20 protein-coding genes are annotated in these 23,832 nt (G+C 65.2%); 2 read left to right on the forward strand and 18 right to left on the reverse strand.

From position 1 onward, the window contains the following. The first annotated feature begins 17 nt into the window (after nt 1–17). On the forward strand, nt 18–242 hold the full coding sequence (locus RX717_RS11710; RefSeq protein WP_107631792.1) for a hypothetical protein: 225 nt from the start codon (nt 18–20) through the stop codon (nt 240–242). 150 nt (nt 243–392) lie between these two features. Here RX717_RS11710 and RX717_RS11715 read toward each other — a convergent pair whose 3' ends face one another. Next, nucleotides 393–533 carry a hypothetical protein gene (locus RX717_RS11715; protein WP_159068189.1) on the reverse strand — a complete coding sequence of 47 codons (141 nt, stop codon included), beginning with the start codon at nt 531–533 and terminating at the stop codon, nt 393–395. A gap of 241 nt (nt 534–774) precedes the next feature. Here RX717_RS11715 and RX717_RS11720 point away from each other — a divergent pair, with 241 nt between their 5' ends. Next, the gene (locus RX717_RS11720) at nt 775–1,272 is read left to right on the forward strand and encodes a hypothetical protein (RefSeq protein WP_316960301.1); all 498 of its coding nucleotides are present in this window, start codon (nt 775–777) and stop codon (nt 1,270–1,272) included. Here RX717_RS11720 and RX717_RS11725 read toward each other — a convergent pair. Genes RX717_RS11725 through RX717_RS11805 form a run of 17 tightly spaced genes read right to left on the reverse strand, consistent with a single transcriptional unit; the run spans nt 1,247 to nt 23,822 of the window. Beyond that, entirely contained in the window at nt 1,247–2,737 is a 1,491-nt protein-coding gene (locus tag RX717_RS11725) for a PP2C family protein-serine/threonine phosphatase (RefSeq protein ID WP_107631791.1), read from the reverse strand. The two genes, RX717_RS11720 and RX717_RS11725, sit on opposite strands and share 26 nt — an antisense overlap. Nucleotides 2,738–2,752: 15 nt before the next feature. Beyond that, on the reverse strand, nt 2,753–4,918 hold the full coding sequence (locus tag RX717_RS11730; RefSeq protein ID WP_107631790.1) for an ATP-binding protein: 2,166 nt from the start codon (nt 4,916–4,918) through the stop codon (nt 2,753–2,755). A gap of 14 nt (nt 4,919–4,932) precedes the next feature. Beyond that, nucleotides 4,933–5,310: a DUF4280 domain-containing protein gene (locus RX717_RS11735; protein ID WP_054326496.1), complete on the reverse strand. Its 378-nt coding sequence runs from the start codon at nt 5,308–5,310 to the stop codon at nt 4,933–4,935. An 11-nt stretch (nt 5,311–5,321) separates the two neighbouring features. Next, nucleotides 5,322–6,638 carry a DUF4255 domain-containing protein gene (locus RX717_RS11740; protein ID WP_054326495.1) on the reverse strand — a complete coding sequence of 439 codons (1,317 nt, stop codon included), beginning with the start codon at nt 6,636–6,638 and terminating at the stop codon, nt 5,322–5,324. Nucleotides 6,639–6,658: 20 nt separating this feature from the next. Continuing rightward, the gene (locus tag RX717_RS11745; protein ID WP_107631789.1) at nt 6,659–8,989 is read right to left on the reverse strand and encodes an MORN repeat-containing protein; all 2,331 of its coding nucleotides are present in this window, start codon (nt 8,987–8,989) and stop codon (nt 6,659–6,661) included. Between the two features lie 47 nt (nt 8,990–9,036). Then, nucleotides 9,037–9,453 carry a hypothetical protein gene (locus RX717_RS11750; protein WP_054326493.1) on the reverse strand — a complete coding sequence of 139 codons (417 nt, stop codon included), beginning with the start codon at nt 9,451–9,453 and terminating at the stop codon, nt 9,037–9,039. A 15-nt stretch (nt 9,454–9,468) separates the two neighbouring features. Further along, a complete protein-coding gene (locus RX717_RS11755; RefSeq protein WP_107631788.1) occupies nt 9,469–12,051 on the reverse strand; it encodes a HAMP domain-containing protein in 2,583 nt (860 codons plus the stop codon). 4 nt (nt 12,052–12,055) lie between these two features. Continuing rightward, nucleotides 12,056–12,784 carry a hypothetical protein gene (locus RX717_RS11760; RefSeq protein ID WP_107631787.1) on the reverse strand — a complete coding sequence of 243 codons (729 nt, stop codon included), beginning with the start codon at nt 12,782–12,784 and terminating at the stop codon, nt 12,056–12,058. A gap of 28 nt (nt 12,785–12,812) precedes the next feature. Continuing rightward, nucleotides 12,813–14,594, reverse strand: a complete 1,782-nt coding sequence (locus RX717_RS11765; protein WP_107631786.1) for an Ig-like domain-containing protein — start codon at nt 14,592–14,594, stop codon at nt 12,813–12,815. Continuing rightward, the gene (locus RX717_RS11770; RefSeq protein ID WP_054326486.1) at nt 14,591–15,688 is read right to left on the reverse strand and encodes a hypothetical protein; all 1,098 of its coding nucleotides are present in this window, start codon (nt 15,686–15,688) and stop codon (nt 14,591–14,593) included. Before RX717_RS11770 ends, RX717_RS11765 begins: the two co-directional genes overlap by 4 nt. Nucleotides 15,689–15,717: 29 nt before the next feature. Further along, entirely contained in the window at nt 15,718–17,775 is a 2,058-nt protein-coding gene (locus RX717_RS11775) for a baseplate J/gp47 family protein (RefSeq protein WP_107631785.1), read from the reverse strand. 30 nt (nt 17,776–17,805) lie between these two features. After that, on the reverse strand, nt 17,806–19,242 hold the full coding sequence (locus RX717_RS11780; RefSeq protein WP_316960669.1) for a baseplate J/gp47 family protein: 1,437 nt from the start codon (nt 19,240–19,242) through the stop codon (nt 17,806–17,808). Continuing rightward, complete coding sequence (locus tag RX717_RS11785; protein WP_316960302.1) at nt 19,205–20,698, reverse strand: hypothetical protein; 1,494 nt, start codon at nt 20,696–20,698, stop codon at nt 19,205–19,207. Before RX717_RS11785 ends, RX717_RS11780 begins: the two co-directional genes overlap by 38 nt. Next, a complete protein-coding gene (locus RX717_RS11790; protein ID WP_054326483.1) occupies nt 20,695–21,114 on the reverse strand; it encodes a GPW/gp25 family protein in 420 nt (139 codons plus the stop codon). Before RX717_RS11790 ends, RX717_RS11785 begins: the two co-directional genes overlap by 4 nt. A 52-nt stretch (nt 21,115–21,166) precedes the next feature. Next, nucleotides 21,167–21,955: a phage baseplate assembly protein V gene (locus RX717_RS11795; RefSeq protein ID WP_054326482.1), complete on the reverse strand. Its 789-nt coding sequence runs from the start codon at nt 21,953–21,955 to the stop codon at nt 21,167–21,169. Continuing rightward, the gene (locus RX717_RS11800) at nt 21,952–23,061 is read right to left on the reverse strand and encodes a phage late control D family protein (protein WP_107631783.1); all 1,110 of its coding nucleotides are present in this window, start codon (nt 23,059–23,061) and stop codon (nt 21,952–21,954) included. Before RX717_RS11800 ends, RX717_RS11795 begins: the two co-directional genes overlap by 4 nt. Nucleotides 23,062–23,084: 23 nt before the next feature. Then, the gene (locus RX717_RS11805; RefSeq protein WP_054326480.1) at nt 23,085–23,822 is read right to left on the reverse strand and encodes a CIS tube protein; all 738 of its coding nucleotides are present in this window, start codon (nt 23,820–23,822) and stop codon (nt 23,085–23,087) included. Nucleotides 23,823–23,832 lie beyond the last annotated feature (10 nt).

The raw sequence follows: 23,832 nt of genomic DNA on the forward strand, positions 1-23,832 counted from the left end.
AGCAGCGGAGAAACGCTTTGTTTCACGCAGTATCCAAGCAACAGCGGCTGGATGATTACCTCAAGGCGCTGGATATGGCGAGCAAATATATGGACGAACTGTGTCGGGAGGACGCACTGCCGGCATGGCTGCGGAGCTACAGCGGCAAACTGGAAGAACTGTTCGGAAGCTATATTGTGGACCCTTACGCCGTGATCGGCGGAAAGATTATTGCGCCCCCTGTGGAGGGATGCGGCGTATGATTACGGCTCCGCCGACTAGTACCGCAGTACTCTGTCCGCCGCCGGGATCGTATTCAGCGACATATACATAGATGCGATTTCACCATCTCCCGCAATCTGGAAGGGTGGGGGACGTGCTGGCCATGGATGTGTACCTGACCAACGAAAGCGTCATGGATATCGAATACACGGTTCCCGAAAGCTATCATTCACACAGCTTTGCAGCCGCCGTCTTGCCTGGAACAGTTCTACCACCGAGTTCACCCGACACAGCACCATATAGGGGACCACTGGCTTGCTGATGATATCCATGCCCCCATCTCGTAGGCGGCTTTCATGGAGGCGTCCGGCTCGGCTGTAATGAGGAACACAGGAAGCGTTTCCAGCAGGGCCAATCCTCCTCTTTCAGCCCCCGCAGGGCTTCCAGGCCGTTGTTATCCGGCCTGAACACATGCAGCAGCACCGCGCACGAATGGCCACGCCCCCGCAAGATGGCCTGCAGTCCGGAGCGGCCGTTGTCCGCCTCCTCGCTGGCATACTATTGGGAGAATAAATGCTGCAGTATCCCTCAGTTGATTTCGTCATCGTCAATAATCAGAATGGTATTCATATCAGATGCACACGCAGACAACTGATTAATACGTTCCATGTAGCGTTTCCTCCTGTTCCAGACATCCAGCACAGGATGGAGCCTTACAGCCGCCGCTCTGCTGGGGACGCGAGGCGTGCTGCACCGGATGTTGAAAAATTTATCGCTGTAAAGTTATTTTTGTTATACCATTACCGTCCGGCAAATTTCAAGCGGGGCCGCCCGCATGGACGGCATATCGGCGCCGGATACGGCGTTACGGCTCAGAAAGTCATCAATCTGCGGGGCGCGGACGCGATCAGTACCGGCGCGTTGCCGCCGTTGTCCCTCCCGCCTGTTATCTCACATGCAAAAGCACCGTCCGACTCCTTTGTCGGGCGGTGCTTTCACACCATAGGAAGGCTTCAAGCCGCAAGGCCCTGCACGCCATATCGGTTCAGCTCAGGAAGCACACAATGGTGATCGTGTCCCGCTCCTTCCCCGGTTTGAAGGTGATGTAATCCGCATTGTCTCGGATGAAGCTGACCGCGTTTCCCGCCGGCTCCGCGTCCGCGGACTCCATCGGATCCACGCCGTCCAGCACCGCCGTTACACGAATATTGACCATCTGCGCATCCGGCGCTACGCCGCACTCCACCATCACATGGCTGTCCGGCTCCGCCCTGCGGCAGCAGAGCGCGAACACCTCGTCCACCACGACCGCTTCGCGCGCATAGTGCCGCTTGTCGATGCCGTTATCTTCGAACTGCTTTTTGAGGAACGCGGTCACCTCGCCTGCATACTCCGGCCGTGCGGGTACGTCGCAGTGCGCCAGCTCCTTATCGCCCTTGCAGAACAGCAGGGTAAGCAGGGCAAAGCCGCCGTTGTCCCGTCCGCTGCTACAGTGCGCCAGCGCGTGATCGGCCACAAAGCGCAGCAGTTCGCCGCTGTCCAGATTTTTGCTGCGGCTGGTATTGAGGTCGGCGCGCAGGCGCTGCCCGCCATAGGCCTCGCCCGTCCGGTCAGGCAGGTCGGTCAGCCCCGCTGTGTTCAGGAAGATGCGGTCCCCCTGCTTGAAGCGCAGCTCCTGCGAGCGGTAAGACACGTTCTCGTTCATGCCCAGCGGCGCATAGACCGGCGCCTCCAGCCACTCATAGCGGTCCTCGTTGCGCATGAACAGCGGCTGTTGCTGCCCCGCGTTGACATAGGTAAAGCGCCCGTCCGCCGTGCTGAGCGTGGCCACCAGCGCGTTCAGGCTGAACTGGCTGCCCAGGTCGTACAGCTGGGTGTTCACGTCCGCCATCGTTTCCTCCAGCGAGCGCCCCTGCCGCAGGCGGCTGCGGATGGTCGTCTGTGCGATGACCATGAACAGCGCTTCCGCCACGCCGCCGCCCGGCGTCTGCCCCAGCACGATGCACAGCAGGCCGGGATCGATAAAGAAATAGTCGTAAAAGCGGCAGTCCCGCCCCATGCCCTGCTCGATCAGGCCGCTCACCTCAAAGTGCGCGCGGCTGGGGATATCGGGCAGCACCTGCGGCAGGGCGGACGCGCAGATCTCCTCCGCCATGCTGCGGCGCGCGCGCTCCTCAGCCTCCTGTGCAGCCGAGCGGCAGGCCTGTTCCAGCCGGTCATCCTCCCGCTCGGCCAGTCGCTGCACAGCCTGCGCCAGCGCGCCGACTGCACCGCCGCGTCCGGTCAGATCGGGCGGGAGCGCGTCCTCCTCGTCCGCGGCGCATCGTTCGACCGCTTCGCGCAGGTCGTCCAAACCGTCGTCCGCCCCGTCCCGCAGCAGACGCAGAGCCCACGCCGCCAGCACAGCGCCCACAGCCGCCATTCCGACACAGGCCGCGACCAACCCTGCAGACGGCCGCACCGCCGCCAGCAGCAGGATATCCACGGTGGTCGCTGCCAGCACGCCAGCCAGTATGTTGCGTTGTTGCTTGTTCATCTTGCATCCTCTCCGTTACGGGGCCTGTTCCCCCTCGTCTGTCAGCAGGTCGGCATACTCGCGCAGCTCCTCCCGCACGACGACGATGTCGTTTTTCTTCATTTCGCCCACCGCGGCGCGCAGCAGGTGCCGCATGCCGATCGGTCTGTCCTCGCCCGCCGCCATGAACGCGGCCGACAGCACGATATTCTTGATATGCCCGCCGGACAGCTCGAACTTCTCCGCCAGAAAGCCCCAGTCGATATCCCCGGCCAGCGGGGTGGCGGAGGGCATCATGCGCCGGTAGATATCCTCGCGCATACGGCGGTCCGGAAAGGGGAAATTCACCACATAGGTGATGCGGCGCATGAACGCCTCGTCGATGTTGCCGATCAGGTTGGTCGCCAGGATGCACACCCCGTCGTACTCCTCGATCTGCTGCAGCAGGTACGCAACCTCGACGTTGGCGTTGCGGTCGTGCGAGTCCTTCACCTCACTGCGCTTGCCGAACAGCGCGTCGCATTCGTCAAAAAACAGGATGCAGTTGGAGTTCTTCGCCTCGGCGAACACCGCCTGCAGGTTTTTCTCGGTCTCGCCGATGTATTTGCTGACGATCTGCGAAATGTTGATCTTGTACATCTCCATGTTGAGCTGGCGCGCGATGATCTGCGCGCACATGGTCTTGCCCGTGCCGGGCGCGCCCGCAAACAGGATGGACAGTCCGCGGCCATAGGCGACCTTTTTTTCAAAACCCCACTGATGATACACGCGGTAGCGGTAGCGGATATGCCCGCAGGCCTGCTGTATCAGCCGCTTCTGCGCGGAGGGCAGCACCACGTCGTCCCAGGTATACGCCGCCGGCACGCGGTGCGCCAGATCGCCCAGCTTATGCACCACCTGCCGGTAGCAGGCGGCATGCAGCCGCGCGCCGTCCAGCAGTTCCTGCCCGTCCAGCGCCGCCATTCCCGCCGCCTGGCGGCAGGCCTGTCGGATCTGCTGTGGGGAGAAATGGAACTTGGCCGCCAGCTCCTCGGCGGTCACGTCGGGCGCCAGGCGGCTGTCCCGCAGGTGGGTGCGGAACAGTTCGAGCCGCTCGCTCTCGGTCAGCGGCGGCAGTTCCAGATCGACGGTCAGCCGCTGCACCCGCGCCCGCACCGGCAGGCGCGACAGCAGGAACAGGCGTTCCCTGCCGGTTTCCATAGCGCAGAGCGCGTCCACTAACTGCTGCGGTGCGGCGATCCGGTCGCCTGCCTCGTTTTCCCGATCCAGATGGTAAAAGCACAGATAGGCGTCCAGCAGGCAGGCCGCGAGCGCGGCCTCCCCGGCGCGCGCGCGCCAGTCCTCCCCTTCCAGATCGGCGAACACGCCGCGCTGCCGGTGCCGCGCCAGCAGGTGCTCGATCTGGAACCGCTTGCCGCTGCCCGCACCGCCGGACAGGCAGAGTACGCAGGGCAGGCGCTCCTCCATCATGCGGTCCAGCCGCCGCGCGACCTCCCCCTGCACGATGAGCGGGCCGTCCGGGCGGCCCGCCGCCCCGTCGAACACCGTCAATCCCTGCCGGCCCGCGATCGTCCCACCGGAAAGGTATTCCAGCGTCAGCGGCTGCAGCACAAGCTCGCCCCGCGCCAGCGCGTCCGGCTCGAACAGGCGGGAAAACCGCCCCTGCCAGGCGAATCGCGCCAGATACTGCTCCATATCGCCGCCCTTAGGCAGGAAAAGCTGCACCGCCAGCGCGACACCCGGGCTTTTGCGGGTCATATCATCTTGCAAGTAGGCGAGCAGCTTTTCATATTTGCGGTCGAGCACAGCCGCGTACGCCAATATCACGCAGTTCTGCTCGAACGCATCCAGACCGCAGCGCTCGAACAGACGCAGCAGCGGGATATCCGCCCCGCCCTTGCGCCCCAGCCGCAGGGCGATCGCCGCCTGCGCCTCCCCGATCTGAGCGCTCTCCTCCGGCTCCAGTTCCTCCTCCAACCCCATCTGGGCGGATCGGGCGAGCTGGTGCTCGAACTCCTCGCGCGTCACCACCAGCCCGAGCATGTTTTTCATCTCGCTCGCTGGGCCGAGCCATTGATGGTGTGCGTAAAAATAGTACAGCCGCAGGTCGAGCCACACGAACAGGTCGTGCATCAGCGCCCATTGGCTGTCATACCCCGCGCCGGTCGTCAGGTCGACCGGCCGGATTTCCTCCGCCCGCATCGCGTCTCCTCCTTTTACGGTGTTTTGACCGTCACCGCTGGCGTCATCGTCACCTGAATCACGCCGCCGTACTGGCACATCAGCTTGCTCGCGTTATTGAGCAGTGTTTTACCGCAGACCGCGACGGTCGGCGCGCCGGGCGTCCACGGCGCGACGGTTACCGGTATGCAGGCGCTGGGCGTCAGCACACCCAGCGCAGCGGCGGTCGCCGCCGCGACCGCCGGATTGGCCGGGCAGGAACACATACCGAAGGTCGTGCATTTGTTGTCCATAATGGTCGCCGCGGGCATGCTGCCCATCATGACCGTCTGCTGAGAAACGACCGGCAGCACCATCGGCACGGTGCCGAACGAACAGGTGCATACCGCTGTATTGACGACTGGATTTGCCATGCTTTTTCTCCTTATTCAAACCGCAGGATGACCGCCTGCTCCCCGTCCGTGACGGGCTCAGCGTACTGTATGCTGCCGCCGCAGAACACGGCCAGCCGTGCCGCCTCGCGCAGCATCATGCTGAGGCGGCCCTGCCCGTCCGTGCGATACTGCTGCGCGGGCAGGAGCGCCCTGCCGCGCGTGTGCGCGTGCGCCAACGGCGCGGCCAGACGGCCTTCCTCTCCCTCGACCGCCTGCAGGTGAACCAGCTCGGGCGCCTCTTTCTCCTCAAGCAGGAATACGCCCGGCACGGGCAGCGTGTCCGCCCCGCCCCGGCAGAACAGGCGCAGCGTCTGCGCGCCCTGCTCCGCCTTATCCTGCGCCAGCTTGAGCGGCGCGGACTCGGCCGCCGCCAGCCAGACCGGCTGGTCCGCCAGCGGCTTCCCGCCGCGCGTGACAGTCAGGCGCACCGTGGCCGCGTCCTTGCCAAAGGGATAGCCCAGCCCTGGCTTGAGGTCGGCGCTGCCCTCCCACACCGCATCGGGCTGGATCTCCATGACCAGCTCCTCGGTCTGGAAGCCGCGCAGGCTGACCGACAGGGTATGCCGACCGGCCGGCAGATCGGTCCAGACCCGATAACCGCCCTGCTTTGCCTGCGGCTGGCTGGGCGCGCCATCCACGCGGAACAGCGCGCCGCTGTTTTCGACCGGCGTACCCAAAAATCCGTCCCGCAGCCGCAGCACCGCGCTCACGCGGCGCTGCACCTGGCCCTCGTGCGCCTCCGGATCGATCGCGACCTTGAAATCGGTGACGCGCGCGATGCGGCGCTGCCGACGGGAGGCGATCGTCACGCCGGTGACCATGAGTACGAAAGACAGCTTGTATTCCTTGGAGGTGTTGTTCCAAATCTTGAGCAGCTGTTCGAGCGGCACCTTCTCCACCGCCAGATGGAGTTGCGCGCGCTCCTCCGCGAGCGAGCCGGCCAGGTACCGCTGCGGCACGACCGGATTGTCCCGCAGGGTCTGGATCGCCGCACCGATAATGCGGTGCTGGTCGGCCTGCCGGAGCTGCGCCGGCGCTTTGGAATGGGCGGTCGCCAGATAGCGCAGGGTATACTGCGCCGCCGTGCGGCGCTGGGTGTTCTGGTCCATCTGGTAATAGCCGCTCGTCATGTTCTGATTTTCTTCCTCGATATGATACAGGTACAGCGTTAGCTGGTTGTTCTCGCTCTCATGTGGAGAGCACAGCGCGATTAGCTCGCGGTTGCCCAGCGGCTCGGGGGTCAGGCTGTCGCGCAGCAGCTCCACCACTGCGTTGCCCGCCTCGACGATGGCAGTATAATCAGCCAAGCCCGTTCACTTCCTTTCCGTTATTGTGCGGATGTATCGTACAGCGGAAGCAGCGCCTCCGCCAGCCAGTCCTGCGTGCGCGATACCCAGCCGCCGGTCAGCTCGTTGAGCGTATTGGCCTGCCGGGTGAACACGCCGACCGCCTGATAGAGCGCGGTCTGGCTGTCCGCGCGCGCGGAGAGCGCTTCGTACCATCCCGCCTTGCTGCCCGTACCCATCGCATAGGCGCCCGCCGCGTCCGACGCCGCGGACGCGGCCTGCTCATAGGTGGACCGCGCGCTGTTTACACCGCTATATGCCGCCGTAAGATCGGCCAGCGCCGTTTTAAGCGCCAGCGTGCGCGCGTCGTCCGCCGCGCTGTCAGCACTGTCCGCATCGCCGCCGGCCTGCGCATAAGCGGCGGCCACCAGCGCCAGATCGTTGACCTGTAGCGTCGTCGGGTCGAACAGCACGGATAGCTCGCTCAGGTCGTACAACGCGGGATCGCCGCCGCCCGCAGCGGCCGCCGCCATCGCGGCCTTGGCCATTTCGGTGGTGCAGACGCTGATCTGACCGTTTAGCTCAGTCTGTCGGCTCTGTAGCGCGGATACCGCGTCCGCACTACCCGTGCCACTCGCCTGCGCGTTCTGCGCGTCGCGCAGCAGCTCCTGCGTGCGCGTCAGACTGCCCTCGAGCGCGGCGCGCTGCTCCGCATTCTCCCAATAGTCCAGCATCGCCTCGACCGCGCGCGCCGCGTCGGACGCGGTCGCGCAGCCGGAAAACGCGCCGCTCACGTCCGCCTGGCCGTAATACGGGTTTTCCGCGCTCTGCTGCACCGCGCCGGTGCCGTTCATCCGGTCGAGCGACGCCAGGAACGCCTCGAGTTGTGCCTGCTCCTTGGCCGCGGCCTCCGCTTCCGCCGCAGCGTCCGCATCCGACGCGGCTGGCAGGGCGGTGGCCAGCGCCCAGCGCACCAGCACGGCCTGGTCGTTTTTGCGCAGCACCTCGGCGTTGCAGCCGTCCAGCGCATAGACCTCGCTGGCATACGAACCTGTGGACAGGTTCACGCCGTCGGTCTTGCTGTACTGCCGCGTGCTTACCGCGGGAGCCGGCCATCCATCCAGCGTCACGTTCGCCTGCCCCGGCAGCAGAGCAAAGCGGGATTCGCGCGGCGCGGACAGGTAGACCGTATGCACCGCCGGCTCGCTGTCCGCGGTCTGGTAGCTGCACAGCGCGGACAGGCCGATGGCGGGCGAGCTGATGACAAAGCCGCCGCTTACCTTGTCGTAGTCGGCCGTGCCGCTCTCGCCGAGCGCCTCGCGGAACTCCTCCGCGGTCAGCGTCACCAGCCAGGCGCCGTCCACGGTGCCGTTCGCCATCCGGCCGACATAGGCGGTCTTGCCGCTCTGGGTGTACAGGGTGCCGAAGCCCATGGGGACCGTGCCGTCCGCCTCGCCGTCGTAATACAGCCGTCCCGCCTTGTACCATTGGATTGAGCCGTCGGGCGCGCCGTCCGCAAATACCGCGTCGATCCGCTCGTTTTCCGCCGGATACAGGCTGCCCTCGCCGCTATACAGTCCCTGCGCGAAGCCGCCCTCGTATAGCTTGACGCCCTGCTCGTCGTATGCCGTCCCCTGGCCCTCATACAGGCCGTCCGCGAACGCACCTTTGTACTGCACGCCGCCGTTTGCGTAATACGCCATACCCTCGCCGGACTGTACGCCGCCGGCAAAGCCTCCCTCGTACAGCAGCACGCCGTCCTGATACAGCGTCCCTTCTCCCTCATACAGGCCGTCCGCAAACTCGCCCTCGTACAGCAGGAGCCCCGCCTCATAGGCCGTGCCTTTGCCCTCGCGGCGGCCGTCCGCGAACGTGCCCTCGTAAAGGAGCAGCCCCGCCTCGTCGTATTCCCTGCCCTGGCCCTGCAGCAGGCCGTCCTCCAGCCGTCCCTCATACAGGGGGAGGGTTTTCTCCGCATCCGAATAGACGACCACACGGCCGGTCCAGTTTTCGATGCGGTTGTCCCCCACATAAAAATGCGCGGTAAAGAAATGGCTCAGGAGGAACGGCCACGCCACGAAATACGCCAGCAGCGCCAGCACGATCACGCCGACCGCCAGCGTAAGCAAAAACTTTTTGGAAATGAACAGCCGTCCGGTCTCCACATAATCGCCGCGCGAGGTCGGCTTTTTGGCGATCGCAGCGGCGGACTGCAGCGAGTCCGCCGCCACCTTGGTCGCCTGCCGCGAAAAATTGGTGAGCCGTTTGAGACGCGCCCACAGCCCCACCAGACGGCGGGTGAAAAACGCACGGATCGTACGGAAAAATATCCCGAAAGACCGCAGCAGTTGTGTCAGCAAATGGCTCAGCAAAATGTGTTCCTCCTCAGGCGTGTACCCCTGTTACACGTCATACTCTCTCAGATGCTCAAAACGGAATAATGGACCAGCAGCCACAACGCGGCCAGCGCCAGTACCACCGCCGCCGCAAGCCCTGCCGCCCGCAACAGCAGCCTGCGCCGGTAATCCGGCGGGGTGTAAAGCGTCTGCTCCGGCGAGCGGCGGACATAGCCGTCCGCGCAGATGTACGGCCGCGCGCCCTCGTCCGGCGCGTCCCATGCCGCGTCGTCCTCCAGCTCCTCCGGCTGCCTGCCCGCGCGACGGCGCGCGGCATCGCGTCCCGCTCCGTCGATCGCGCTGTTGGCCCTGCCGGCCAGCCGGCTGATTTCACCGATCAGACTGGTCTTGCGCCGCAGCTTTGCCGTCTCGCCCGCGGCGCGGTTTTTGACCGTGGATTCGATCTGTTTGCGGATGATGTCAAGCTGTGTCAAGCCCATCGCGCAGCCCTCCCGTCATATTCCATATTCCAGGCTGACCTCCTGCTCCGGCCGGCTGGCCAGCCGGTCAGCCAGATAGAGATAATAGCGCGCCCCGCCATCGCCCGGGTGGTCGTGCACCAGCTCGAGAAAGATGCGCTTGGCGGCGGCAAAATCATGGCTATACAGCGCGAACACACCCTGCGAAAACTGCCGGCCGGTCGTCTCTTTGCCGCGGCGCACGCCGTACGGGTCGCCGTCGAATATCTCGTAAACACGGAGCAGCTCGTCCCCCTGGCGGCTCTTGCCCATATAGCGGCTGCCATAGCCCGCCGCACCGGCGATCACGTTCTCCGTACACAGGATGCCCGCGTCCAGCCGCCCTGCCAAGCCGATCAGGTGGCGCGCGGTGGTAAAGCTGGCGGAGATCGTGGCCGGCTCCATCTGGTTCTCGTCGCCGACGACGCCGATCATCACCTCGCCCACGTCCAGCGCAATACGCAGCGTAACCGTCGGCAGGCCGTCGATCGCGCGCTGCTCGTTGAGCGAGAGCACCTCCTGCTGCACAGCTACCGCCGTGCTGACCGCGTCAGCCTCGCCGCCATCCAGCACCACGTCATAGCCATTGTAGGCGAAGTTGAACACCGTTCCACCCTTGCGCGCCACGATTGCGGCCGTGCGCTCGATCACCTCGTTGATGCTTTCAAACAAGGCGCGTGTGGCGTTGTCGTATACCCGTCCTGGGAACTCGAACCATACCTGCATCGCGGACATGCGCCGCGATGCGAACGTGCGCTTGTCAACCTCCAAAACCGAGTCCTTGCCCAGCAGGGCGAGCACGCGCTCGGGTACGAACCGCAGATAGGCGCGGATCACCCCCGCAAGGTTGTCCTCCTGCCGCTGCATGGCGCGCGCCATGCTGTTGAACGACGCGGCCAGCCCTTCCAGCTCGTCTCCGGTGGAAAGCGAAAGCCGCGCGGCCGTGTTCCCGCCGGACAACCGCTCCATCGCACGGCTGACGCAGCCCAGCCCGCGGCCGACCAACAACAGCACGATCACCGCCGCCGCCCAAAGCAGCGCGATACCCGCCCACAGGCCGGATATGACACGCGCTGTGTTATCCTCCAGCCGCGCGGCCAGCGCGCCGCCCGCCGCTGTCAGGAAAACCGCTTTCCCCTCCCGATACAGGCAGAGGCAGAACGCCTCCCCCTCCTGCGAGAAAGCGCTGCCGTTTAACACAGCCTGCCGCGCCAGCGCTTCGGAAAAGCCCGGCGAAAGCGCCGCCCTGCTCCCCGCCGGCAGCGCGCCGCCGCACACTATCCAGCCGCCCCCGCTCTGTTCGTATACCGCGGCCGTTACCGCCGCATAATCGCCCGAGGACAGGGCGCTCAGGCTGTTCTCGATCTGCGCGGGCAGTTCTTCGTCCGGCGCGCCGCTGTCCGCCGCTATCACCGCGGCGCCTGCCAGCACGCTTTCCACCTCTCGCACCAGATTGCCGCGCACCATCGGCCCGACCATCAGGCCGCCGGCCAGCGTGCCGGCCGCCAGCGCACACACGGCCAGTACGCCGCCCGCGCCGACCGCCAACGGCAGGAAGCTGTGCCGCCGGCCGCACAGCAGGTACCAGACCAGCGCCGTTGCCAGCAGCCAGCCGAGCAGCAGGCCGGCCAGTATCGCAATGCTGGCCGCGTCCGAGCGGTACAGCAGGCCGTTCAGCGAATCCACGCGGCTCTCGGTCACCCGTTCAAGCGTGCGCCCGTCCCGCAGCAGCAGCACGCTGCCATCCCCGCCGAACGACAGACTGTTCAGCCCGTCCAGCGTCGCGCTGCGCCCAAGGTCGAACACCTCCGCGCACGCCGTCCCGGCAAGGTCGCAATAAAACACCTTTAGGCTGGCGCTGTCTATGTAAAAAAGACCCGTGCCAACCTGTGTCAAATATGCCACTATGCAGTTGTCCAGGGAAAAGTCCACGCTCCTCCCGTCCAGCTCGAGCCACCCCGCGCCGCCGAGCGCGGCCGTCGCGTCCGCCAGCACCGCGGCCGCGGACGCGCCGCGGGCGGGCAGAAGCTCGCCTTGCTGCAGGCCACTTCCCGCGCCGCAGCGGTATATCTGCGCCATGCCGTCATCCACCAGCACAAACTGCACCGCGCCGTCCTGCTCGCTGAAACCGGACAGGAACGTACCCTGCCCTGTCGCCGCGCCCGTGCAGGGATACACGAGCAGGCGCTCCGCTTCTCCGTCCGTCGGGATGCGGTAAACGGACAGGTTCTGCGATGCGCTGTCCGCCCGCTCATATACGCCGAGCCAAACCGCCCCGTCCGCCGCCGGATACAGGCCCGCGACCGTGCAGTCCACCGCTGAAACCGGCAGCTGTACGGTCCGCTCGCCCGTCCGCCGTCCGTCCAGCGTGCCGGTCGTCAGGCGGAAAGCGTCGTCCGTCCGGCTGACCACCGCGGCCGATCCTTCCCCGGCCGACGCAGCCAGATACCGTTCGGTCCCCCAGCCGTTGACCAGCACGGACAGGCAGTCCGCCGCGAGCGGCTGGAAGAACAGCGCCAGCACAAACGCGGTCAATATGCCGATGATGATGAATGATATCTTGTTTCGTGCCGCACCCACAGTTTTACCTCCGGTTTCGTCTGAACGCCCTCTTTATGTTTTTCCACAGGAACGCAAACCAGCGCTTGAACGCATTTTTTTGATCGAGCGCCTCGTATTCCACAGTAATCTCCTCCACCGCCCGATGCCAGCCTGCGTACAGCGGAACGATGGACGGGAAATCCCCCCGTTCCAGCCGGCGGCAGAACGCGCGCTCCGCGTCCCCCTGCCGGAAGCGGGGCGCCAGTATCTTGCGCGCGTGGTCGGAGGCCAGCAGTGCCAGCTCGCGCGCGTTCATCGCCTCCATCGGGTGTATGCGAAAGCGCAGGGCGATGCGTTTTTCCCTCGCGTCCACCCGCACGTTATCCGCCAGCAGCGCCGCACAGCCGACCGCTGGCGGCAGGTCCGCCAACAGCAGCGCCTGGTGCAGGAGCTGCTCGGCAAAGGCCAGCCGGTCGCGCCAAGACCAATCCGCGCCGCGGTAAAAAACCCGATCGATCGGCACGCCGCCGCAGGGCCGGAATACCGCGGTCAGGCTCTCCTCCGCCAGAAAAGCCTCGCAAAAGGCCGGGCAGTCCTTTATCTCGGAGAAAAGCCGCGCATAGATGGGCAGCCACGCCCCCTCATAGATATTGAGCAGGCGCACAGGGGTTTCGCGCTCCGTGATATCCACAGCCTCTGCAAAGGCATAATCGTCTCCCGCCTCCAACACGCGGACGATCTTATACCGCCCGCGCACCATCACCGTTTCCATGCGCGCCCTCCTTTCCCGTTATCCTGCTTTATTCCACGATGACGAACGCGCTCGCCGTCACGCTCTCGTCCACGCCCGCGGTGGCGATGATCTCATAGGTACCCGCCAGTTCGGGCGCCTGATAGATGCCGTTGCGGTCGATCGCGCCGCCATTCTCCTCGCGCACCTGCCAGCGCACGCTTTTATCCTCGCTGCCTACCACGTCGGCCTCGAAGCGCAGCGTGCCGCGGCAGCTCACGCGCGAGAACTCCGGCGTGACGCTGATGCTCACCTTGCGCTGCGCCAGGATACGGCTGGTGTCCCGCTCGGGCTTCTGTGCGAAGTAATGCACGGTCAGGCGGTTGCCGTCCACGCTGTCGTGGAGCCACAGGCCGATGCGCATGGTGCCGCGCTCCGGATAGACCAGCGCCGCGGCCTCCGCCCAGGGCGGCGCGGCCGGCGCGTTCTTACCCTTGAATACCTCGCTGCTGCCGTACAGCAGGACGGTTTCATCGCCGCTCGCCTTGTCCTCAAATTCCACGCTCAGGCGAATATCCACCGCGCCCGGCCCCAGCCCGTGCGCGATCTCGTCCGAATACACGCGGCTGTTGACGCGGATGCCGCCCGGTAGGGTCAGGTCCACCGTGCCGTGCGCGACCGCGTAGTCATACTGCTCCGGAGAGGGGATGCCGAAGTCAAAATGCAGCGCTCCGGTCGCTGCCTGATAGACCGCCTTCACATCCGGCTTCTGCCAGTATTCCAGGCTGCGCACCGAGGTCGTGACCGCCTGCGGCCCGCCTCCCCCGCCGGTCTGCCCTGCCTGACGGCCGAGCGCCTGCCCGAACGGCAGATCAGTCACGCCGCTCAGAAACACGCCGCCCGCGGAGTTGATCAGCTCGAGCTTTGCCAGGTAGATCGGGATATCGCGGCCGAGCAGGCGACGGTCCAGATTGTCTGCCGTGCGCACGCGCGCGTCCAGGTCCGCCTGGTCACTGCACAGATGTACTCCGGCCTCGACCTCGATGTAGTTCTTATACCGGTGGCTGCCCAGCTCGAGATCAAGCTCGCCGCCGGAGGGGAACAGCTTGCTGTCCACATCGCGGAGCTGACGGGCGCGGAGTGTGAAAGCTGCCGTGTATACGCGGCGCTTTTCCTCCGGACTTTCGCTGAATTCCATGCACACACGGCCGTTCTCGCTTTCGACGAACGCGCTCTCGCCGTCCAGCCGGAAATGGACGGGCGGCGTTTTTTCGTTCTTGACCACCAGCATCTGTACCTCGAACTCCTGCCCGCCGCACACGTTGGACGGCACGCTCAGCACGAGCGTCAATTCGTTCGAGGCGTACAGCACGGTCACATTTTCGCGGCCGGCGGCTTCCAGCAGCTCCTGGTAGGCGGGCGGCTGGGCGGTCAGGTACACGCGGCAGCCCTCGCGCGTCATATTGAACTGCCGGCTCTCGCCTGTATCTGCACCCACCGCGTTGACCGGCTCGATATCGGTCTCGTCATAGGCCATGCAGAGGTATCCTGTGCTCTGCCCGAGGAGCGACTCCTGCCCCTCGATCATCTGCAGCTTGCGCAGCATGGGTTCTTCGAGCATGATCATGCGCCCCTGATAGTCCAGCGCCATGCCACTCTCAATCAGCAGGGTTGTATCGTCGCTCGCCGCCACGCCGAGGCCGCACACCACGCCCGCGCCGAAGCGCAGCCGGTTGAACAGCTGGGTTTTGCTGCGGTTATAGCGCTGCTCGATCTCAAAATCACGCACGGTCAACAGCTTTCCATAAAAATACCGGTTGCGTTCCATGGGGAAAAAATCAGCATTGCTCATGTTGTCGCTCCTCCGATCGTTGTATCATAATGAATCGTGACGTTTTCGTCTATCACCGCAGGGACATAGCTGCCCACGCGCGAGTTGATGCCCAAGTAGGTATGCCAGTCAAGCTGCACGCACTGCTTAAGCAGCACCAGTTCGAGCGACATTCCCGCTGGGATCAGCCCCTGCATCCGCACCAAAAACCATTCCATCCGGTCGCGGCTGGCAAAGGCGTCCTCGTTCAGCAGGACGAAAAAGCGGTAGGGATCGTCGCCGTACAGCCTGCGGTACAGCACGGGGTTGCGGCACTCTGCCCGATTGGGGTCCACCATGAAATGCTCGATGATGAGCGGCTCCCGTCCGGTCAGGCGGTGTACGCTGCGCCGCACGCCCGCCACGGTGTACAGGGCTTCAAAGTCGTCCAGCGCGGTACGGATGCGCGCGCGCGCGTCCTTTTCCCCCTGTTCCACGCACACCCACTGCGCCAGACAGCCCAGCATCGCATCCGAAGCGCCCGCCGCGTCGAGCTGCCGGGGCAGGGCCTCCACCGCGTCCTCCATATCCTGAAGCATGCTGTTATAAATGGAAAGGTAACGCTGGGTGAAGTCGTCCCCCCGATAGATCGACGGCAGGTAGTCGATCATATGGTCGCCGCCCATGCGCAGGTGCAGCGCCGTGACAGAAGGCGCGCACGCGCCGGTCGCCGTCAGTTCGAAAGCGACCCACAGGTAGCGGCCGGCGCCGGAAAGCCAGCAGTCCGTGCCAGGCGGCTCGGGCGCGCCGTAGCAGCGCCGCAGCAGCGGCAGGGGATCGTCCTCCCCGGGCGCGTCAAAGGCGGCCTGCAGCGCCTCCCACGCAGCCCAGTCCGGCGCGTCCGCGCAGCGGGTATAGATGCGCAGCCCGCAGTCCTGCGGCAGCACGGCGTCCACGATCAGCCGGCTCCAGGCAAAGCCCTTCTCCCCGCTGTCCACGGGCGGCAGGCAGAACGCACCCGCGTGGTGCGGGGGTGGCAGCACCAGCGCGTCGCCCTCGCACGCCACATGGCGGAACAGCCCATTCTGCCACTGCTCGCGGCAGCATAATGTCATAAGATCCTTGATGGCGCTCATGTTTTCCCTCCTTTACGGGAGACCGGCGGCTATATGCGGCCGATCTCCACCTCCGCGCGCCGCAGCACGGCAACCCCGTCTGGCGGCACACGGATATCGCCCGCCGCGGTCTGGTACGCGTCCGGTCCCGCGCCGCGCAGCTCCAGCCTCTGCACCTCCAGCACGCCGGACAGCTTCTGCACCAGTGCCAGCATGTCGCTCCGCCGCACCGGTGCGCCGATATCCGCACGCGCGGCCGACAGACGCGCTTCCAGCGCGTCCTCCACCGTGCGGCGGTCCAGCGTGCCGTTGGTACGCAACTGTACCGTGACATCCACGTCCACATACCGCGGGCCGATCGCCTGTGTGCGCACGCCGATCGTCCGGCGCTGCCCCAGCCGACGGGCCACCGCCGCCAGAAAACGCGTGTCCGGCGCGGGCCGCTTCTCCTCTGAGGCCGGAATCACGACCACCGTCACCATCGCGCGCCCGCGCGCGCCCACAGGCGCCTGCGGGTCATAATCCGGCAGCGCCTTGGCCGCCGCGACGCGCAGGCCTGGTGTGCGCCGCGCCTGCTCCTCATAATCGCCGGCAGACAGGCATTTCCCTGTATGGCAAAGCTGCCGCAGCAGCCGCTGCCCCGCCTTGGCCAAGGATTCCGCGTCCCGCCCGCCGCAGGCGGCGGTGTTGCCGGCCGGCTGGCCGCCGTCCTCGAAATACAAGCCCGCGTCCGCCGGTATATTGCCCATGCCGCACTGGGACACCGTCAGATCCATCACCAGCACCGAGCCCTTGCCCGGCACAACCATCGCGCCGTATCGCCCATTGCCGAAAGAAACCGTCTCCCGCACCGGATCGTAGGTGAACGCCCGGTCGCGCGGGCCGCAGGCATACAGGTCATCCACACAGTGCCACACCGCAGGACGGACCGCACCGTCCGGTTCGAGCGTCTGGCACAGCAGGCGGAAGCGCTGCGGCAGCACGGTCTGGCCGTCCAGATTCAGGTACAGTTCCTCCCCCGGCCGGCCCACGGTATCGAACAGCAGATCGTGTACCCGAACCGGATCCAGGCAGACCACTAACACATTGTCCGCCCCATCCATGGCTGCGGCCTGAGCATCAAGCAGCAGGGTACGTCCCTTCGCCACATTCTCCTCCTCATACTGTTCGAGCTGGGTCAGCCCCTGCGCCGTGCGCAGGAACACGGCCAGCTCTGCCGTGCGCGCGAGCGCGTCCTCCAGCGTGACCCGCTGCCCCGCGCCCGCTTCCACGGTGAACCAGTGGCTACGGGCGCGGGTCTGCTGCTGCGCCGCCTGATACCGGCGGTCGGACACGCCGCACAGGCGCGGCTGCTCCTCGCAGCCCGCACGAATGAGCGTCAGCCGCAGCCAGCGCAGGCCGTCCGCATCCGCGGGCCAGTCCACGGGCGCGGCCAAGCGCACATAACCGCTCCGGCTGAACGCATAGGTTTCATCGGAGAGCGGCCGCACCTGCGCCGCCCCCTCAAAGGTCCACGCGATGTCCCGCGGCGGATCCTGCCCCGCGTCGAACGGGTTGCGAGCCGCGCCCTGCGGCGGCGTTACGTCGAACCACAGCCGCAGCGTCCCGCCCGTCTCGCCGGAAAAGCCCAGCCGCAGCGCGCTGCCGCTCTGTCCGCTGAACAGAAAGGGCCGCAGCTCCATGCTGCCGGACAGCAGATCAGCCGCGTCCGTGGCGCGCCCCTCCTGCTCGATCTGCACGCGCTCGAGCGTCGTACGGCGCGCCATAATCGGCTCGAGCAGTTCAAAGCACACCTCCTGCCGGCTGGTCAGGCGGCTGAACGCGGGCCGCGCCTGCGTGTCCGCCGCCTCCAGCGCGCAGACCGCGGGCTGCGGCGGCGTGGGGCACACCCCGGCCAGCGCCAGCAGCCCCCGCCGCAGGGAGGGCGTGAGCTGGTCCATCTGGTATTGCTGCATCTCCTTATACCAGGCCATCAGCTCCAAAAGCGTGATGCCCGGGTCGTGCGCATTGTGGTCGGTCCACTGCGGACACAGCCACGGCAGGCGGCCGACCGCCTCGTGCATGATATCCTCAAAGCGCTGGTCGTCCAGCTCGCGCGGGATCAGCACAGGCCGTCCCTCCTTTCCTGGTCAGTTTTTCTATCGCACCCGTACATAATGTACACCGCTGCGCACTACTGCATACGGGAAATCCGCATCATGCTCTAATGGGACGAGCCGCGCGCGGCCGTCCTCGTCAAACGCGCCCTCGGCCAGTATCCGGTCGATCGTATGCACGCCCGGCGTATCGCGTACCACGCGCCACAGCTCGTCCGTGCGGATCTGGCTGCCGATCCGGCGCTGCCGCCAGGTATCGCCGATCAGCGTTTCGATCCGGCGAATGATCTCCCGCTGGATCTCCGCCGCGCAGTCTATCTCCTCCAGTTCGACCGCGATGCGCGTGCTCACGGTAATCACGGTCGCCGGACAGACGTGCAGCCTGCCCTCAGCGGTCAGGCAACAACTGCACCGCTCCGCAAGGAAGGCATAGATGCGGTCGCACAGCCGATCGGCGGCGGGTCCGTCGTCCACGCCGGTCACGACCACGGTCACATGCCCGGGCGCGCGGGCGCCCTTTTCGTCCCGTCCGGAAAAGCATTTCACATGCAGCACCTGCGGGAAAGCCTCGAGTACCAGCTCTTCAAAATCGCTCGCGCCTGCCGCGCGGCCGCGGTGGCGCAGGCGCTTGTTGCCGACCGCCTCGATCCGTTCCTGTGGGAAGCGGTCGGTGCCGCCGCCCATCGGCGTGATGTTGACTACACCGCTGATGCGGGGCAGCGCGCCGACCAGCGCGTTCACCCGCCCCGCTGGTACATTGCCGCGCGCGCCGCCGCCGCTGACATAGCGGACGCAGACCGTGCGGTCGCCCGGGGCAGGCACGCGGCCGCGCCGCCCGTCGCCGAAGGACACCGTCCCCGCATACGGATCAAGCACGAACGCGCGCGCGTCCGGTGCGGCCAGCGCCAAGTCGTCCACCTGCCGCCACCGCACCCAGCAGTGCGTCAGCACGCTGTCCGCCCATTCCAGACGCACGTCCTCGGGCTGTTGCTCAGCGAGGCGCTGCGCATCCGCCAGCGGCAGTGCGCCCGCCTCGTCCACCCATACCTCGCAGGTGGCCACGGGCGTGCGCAGGAGCGTAATCGTCTTGCCCGCGTCATAGGGCGCGGTGTTGAAATACAGAGCCTGCTCCCGCTGAAGCTGCCGCGCCGTGACCGTGTTCAGCCGCACCGCGGCGATGCACGGCTCCGGCCCCTGGAAGCCCGAGCTGCGGCTGACGCGCAGCCAGCAGCCCTCCGCCCCGAACAGGGAAACGCGCGGCAGGCGCTCAGGCAAGTACAGCATCACCTGTCCGGTGTGGTGCAGGTTGCCCGTCAGGTCAACGGCCGCGACCGCCTCGAACCGCTCGCCCGTGCAGCACTCCCAGACCAGCTTGTCGGTCAGCGGCACGCGGCCGACGACCTCGAACAGCAGGGAAAGCGGCATCGCGTGTGGCGAATGGTCAAACCGCAGGTACATGGCGCGCGGCGTCGACTCCATCGGCTCGAGCGCGGGCAGGTGCAGGTCGGTGATGCGGTCCGCGCCCTCGGCTACCGTGCGGCGGCCGTTGTTCTCCGCACCGCACTGTTCTGCGGGTACGAGCGCGTCGTACGCCCAGGACAGTTCGGCTCCACGCACGAACGGCACGATCCAGCGTGCATAATCGGAAAAGCGGTTTTCCACCTCGGCCACGCGGGCGCGGATATACAGACCCGTCTCGGCGTTGACCTCGCACGGCGCGATGTCGTCCGGCACGGTGAAGCGGGTCTCGAGTACGCCGTCCCGCTTGCAGGAAAAATGGATTCCTGTCGCCCTCGGTCTCCAGCCGCCGCCATCCGCCGCCGTTGTAATACTCCCACACCACGGCGGAGATATAGGCGTTGTCCGGCTTGCGCTCGACCGCGCCCCTTTTATCAATGATCGCCTGCGTAAAGTTATAGTGCGGCGGCTGCTCAGGCGGTTCCTCCGCAATCGGCGCGATATCCAGCCGCAGGTTGGCCGTTGCGCCGCGCTTGGTCAGCACCGTGTCCGACCGGATATAGAACAACGCGTATGGCATGGGCCGCTGGCCGAAGCAATAGCCGCCCTCCGGCAGCGCGATGGGCAGGTCGCCGCAAAACAGCGTATCCGCCCGGCAGCGCGCCAGCGGTGCGGAGCGCAGGAGGGCGCCCTCGATAGTCAACGCCGCGTCCGGCCGGCCGGTGCAGCAGATGCACCGCCTGCCCGCCTCGTCCGCGTCGATCGACAGGCTGCTGTGCTTTTCCAGCACCAGCCTGCCGTTTTCCGCGCGCACCGTGTCGAACGGCAGGCTTTCACCCGCGTGCATATAGCTCCACTGTAGCGCGGCCAGCTTCTTTGCGCTCTCCTCTTCCAGATAGCGCGCGCTCTGCCGCAGCTCCAGCTCCACCGTACACGGGCAGTCCAGCCGCAGCATGTCCGGCTGGCTGAGCCAGAAGCGGTGGCGCTGCAGGTTATCTCCACAAGGGGTGAAAAACCGCTGCGGCCGCGTCAGGTCGGTCTTTTCCAGCCAGTCCGCCACACCATCCGCATAGTAGATATCCAGCAGGCGCGCTGGGGTGGCCTCGATGGCACGCTCGGTCTCATAAACGATATTGTCGCCCTGTCCGTCCGGCGTGAACACCTGCGTACCCGCCGGCACGGCCACCGGCTCCTCCACCGTTTCATGCACGGTGAACTGCAACGTGCCGGCGGCAGACGCGGGCGCGGGCGGACGGAAGCCGATCAGGTTGAGGAATTCGGTATACAGCTTTTCCGGTACGGAATTCATACGGTCAACCGTCTGCTCGAACATGCGGCAGAACAGCTCGGCCAGCGCCGCGCCTGGGTCGTCCTGCGCGTCCTCAAAGCGCCACTCCGGCGTGTAAGCCGCAGCCAGCGACCGGACCTGCCGCCGCAGAGTGTCCAGCGTGCGCGGGTCCAGCAAGGGGGTGTTCACAGCGCATTACCCCCTTCCGATCCTTCCGTCAGATAAAACGGATAAACATGGTTATAGCGATTGTTGGTGCTGCGCACCGTATAGCTGACCTCTACCACGATCGCGCCGGTCAGCCGGTTCAACTCGCGGCAGGCCACCTCCACGTCCACAATGCGGGGCTCCTGCAGCAAAAGCTGCTCGCGCACCTCATAGGAGATGCTCTGCATCATGGAACTGGAGGCGGCGGCAAAGGTATATTCGATCACGTTGGAACCAAAGCCGGGCCGCATCACGCGCTCGCCCTGCACGGTATTCAGGATGATGCCGATGGCCTCGCGAATATCCTCCTCCTGCCCGACCATAGCGAATTTGCCTGTGCGCGGGTCCACCTGCAGGGGGAATTTCAGGCCCCGTCCCAAAAACTCTTTGCCGTTCACTTGCTTCCACTCCTTTCCGCAGCCCGCGCCGTGCGGGGGTTCCCGCCCACTCTCAGTTGATATTGACCATCAGGCCCTTGACGGTCGTGTTGCCGCTGGCCGTCAGCTCAAGCGTGCCGTTCGACTTGACCGCGGCCTGCGAGCCGCCCTCGAGCGTCAGCCCGGCAGAGGCCTTGGCCTCGATGTTCGCGCCCTGCACAGCTACCTTGCTCTCGCCCTTGGCCGTGATGTTGCCGGCCTCCTCTATCGTGAGCGCGGCCTTCCCCGCAGACAGCTCGATCTTTTTCGCCGCCTGTAGGGTGATACCGCCTTCCTTCAGGTCCATCAGCAGAGCGTTTTGGCTCTCCTTGTCCCGTAGTTCGACCTTCTGCGCCTCGTCGTCCAGCACCAGCGTCGCGCCCGAGGGCATGGTCAGCGTGACCTTGTGCTTTTCCTCCTCATCGTGCATCAGCAGTTCAATTCCGGAGGGGGTACGCAGCGCGTAGTCCTGCACCTTTCCGTCCGCGATGGTGTAGGGTGGCTTGACCTCGGTCGTCCACAGCCGTCCGATCACAACCGGCCGGTGTGGATCCCCGTCCAGATAATCCAGCAGAACCAGGTCGTCCACCCGTGGGAACCAGAAAAAGCCGTACTCCATGCCGCCCGCCGCCGCCGTCACATAGCACCAGTCGGTTTCCTCGGTGTTTTCCGATCCGACCGGCAGGCATTTAACACGGTTGAATTTCTCCGGATCGGTCACATTGGTCACCTTGGCGAGTGTCGGCCCGCGGCGGTCCATTTCCCGCCGCAGCCCCGCGCCGCTTTCCCGAAAGAGCGAATCCAACTGTTCCACTATGCTCATTTGGTTTTCGCTCCTTTCACCTCAAACGTGGTGGAATACCCCTCGCTGTCAAACCGGTGCTTGACGCGGCTGATAAAATAGCCGCCGTTCGTGCTGCTGTCCAGCCCGTCGATCTCGATATACCGGCCGGGGATAAGCTCGGGGATGCCGATGCACGCCCCCTCGCCCGATACCAGCCCCATCGCAATGCTGTTAAGCCGGTTCTGGGCTATCAGCTCGCACTCCTCCTGGGTGCGGGCGTATTCGCTGTATTCGCGCAGCACGGCCGACTGCAGGGCGGGCGCCAGCTTTGCCGCGGACTGCTCCGCCGCGCCGCCGATCGTGACCGTATCCGCCGTACCCTTGATAGGCTTCTGGTTGACGTCCCGTCCCCAGACCTCGACCCTGCCGACCTGATGCGCCAGCGAAACGCGTTTGGTAAAGCTGCGCAGACCCGCGCCCACCGCCAGCTTGATCAGCGGCTTGGTGTCCGACGCCACGTCGTCAAAAATCAGTTCCCCGTCCACGGCAAACAGACTCGCCCCGTACCGCTGTGCCAGCAGGTTCAAAAAGCTCCAGTCGTCGATCTGCTCCTTGATGATGGGCGTTTTCAGCTTCTGGAAACCGGAGAGCAGCCCGACCGTCGCTCTTTTGGCATAGCCCTTGGCCACGCTTTTGCCCAAAATGTCCTCCACCAGGTTTTTGGCCTGCTGCTGGCCCGCGTACAGCGGCTCGCGCATACTCATCAGGTACCCCAGGCCGTCGATGCCGGTGATCTCAATGCGCGGCCCTTCGTTGCCGTTATACACAAAGGAATACTCGTCGATATAGCCGTAAAAGATCTCCTCCATCTTGACATAGCCGCCCCTGACGGCCAGTTTGGCTCCGGCCTTGACCGACTTGTCAAAGTCGTTCTTCCACTTGCTCGCTTCGGCCCTGTACTGGCTGTCCACGGTGAAAGAGCAGCCGCCCGCGCTTCCGTCCGCGTTCAGCTCCACCTCAAGGTTGAGGATAGGGATCTCGCGGCTGGAATAGGTAGTGCTGCCGATGGTGACCTCCAGGGCGGGCGTTATGAAATTGACGTATTTCTGCTGAAGCGCCTCGTAGGTATAGGTCGCTTTGTCCAAAGCCGTCCGCCTCCTTCCGTCCCTCAGTCGATCGCCGGCAGGACCAGCCGCTCGCCCGAGCGCAGCCTGCGCGGGTTGGCCAGGCCGTTGGCCGACGCGATCGTGCGCCACTGCTCGGGCTGCCCGTATTCCTTGACCGCCATCGCCCACAGGGAGTCCCCCTGCACGACCGTGCGGTACTTGGTGGTGTCCGGCGATTCAAACGGGTGCATTTTTGCGTCTTCCAGCAGGTTGGTCACCTGATGGAACACGCATTCCATCGTCGCCCGCACCGGCATGCCTTTTTCGTTGAATTTGGTAAAGGTCTGCGTACACTGCGCCAGGTATCCGTAAAACTGCAGCGACGACCATTCCAGCTTGAGCGGCGGGATGGAATGGATGGAGGTATCAAAGCGCATCAGGTTGTAGATTTCCTGGGTGTAATCGCGCACGTCAAGCATCTTCGCCGCGGAGGGCAGCAGGCTGTTGCCGGCAAACTTGGCCTTGTCGATCGGCGAGCCGCCCACCTCCGCCCCGGCGGACATGGTATCGAAAAACAACGTAAAGCTCAGCGTTTCGGAGTCGCCAGACGGCACCTGCGATTCCTGCCCGTTCGCGCCGAACGCGTTTTCCTTGGTCATGTTCACGCTGCGCGACTGCACATATTGCTCCGGATTATAGAGTACGGTGATTTTTTTCCCCTTTTCATCGCCTGCTGTCACTGTGATCGTCATTTTTTCCAACGGCATCAGGATATTGGGGTTGGGTACGCCAACGAACATCGTCCGGCTC

It is taken from the genome of Intestinibacillus sp. NTUH-41-i26 (assembly GCF_032769475.1).
GTDB classification, from domain to species: domain Bacteria; phylum Bacillota; class Clostridia; order Oscillospirales; family Butyricicoccaceae; genus Agathobaculum; species Agathobaculum ammoniilyticum.

Coding starts and splice junctions, on each gene's coding strand:
- RX717_RS11770 (WP_054326486.1), bottom strand. CDS start 15,688: ATGAGCGCCATCAAGGATCTTATGACATTATGCTGCCGCGAGCAGTGG.
- RX717_RS11715 (WP_159068189.1), bottom strand. CDS start 533: ATGGATATCATCAGCAAGCCAGTGGTCCCCTATATGGTGCTGTGTCGG.
- RX717_RS11735 (WP_054326496.1), bottom strand. CDS start 5,310: ATGGCAAATCCAGTCGTCAATACAGCGGTATGCACCTGTTCGTTCGGC.
- RX717_RS11720 (WP_316960301.1), top strand. CDS start 775: ATGCTGCAGTATCCCTCAGTTGATTTCGTCATCGTCAATAATCAGAAT.
- RX717_RS11765 (WP_107631786.1), bottom strand. CDS start 14,594: ATGAGCAATGCTGATTTTTTCCCCATGGAACGCAACCGGTATTTTTAT.
- RX717_RS11780 (WP_316960669.1), bottom strand. CDS start 19,242: ATGGAGTCGACGCCGCGCGCCATGTACCTGCGGTTTGACCATTCGCCA.
- RX717_RS11725 (WP_107631791.1), bottom strand. CDS start 2,737: ATGAACAAGCAACAACGCAACATACTGGCTGGCGTGCTGGCAGCGACC.
- RX717_RS11730 (WP_107631790.1), bottom strand. CDS start 4,918: ATGCGGGCGGAGGAAATCCGGCCGGTCGACCTGACGACCGGCGCGGGG.
- RX717_RS11760 (WP_107631787.1), bottom strand. CDS start 12,784: ATGGAAACGGTGATGGTGCGCGGGCGGTATAAGATCGTCCGCGTGTTG.
- RX717_RS11795 (WP_054326482.1), bottom strand. CDS start 21,955: ATGAGCATAGTGGAACAGTTGGATTCGCTCTTTCGGGAAAGCGGCGCG.
- RX717_RS11750 (WP_054326493.1), bottom strand. CDS start 9,453: ATGGGCTTGACACAGCTTGACATCATCCGCAAACAGATCGAATCCACG.
- RX717_RS11805 (WP_054326480.1), bottom strand. CDS start 23,822: ATGTTCGTTGGCGTACCCAACCCCAATATCCTGATGCCGTTGGAAAAA.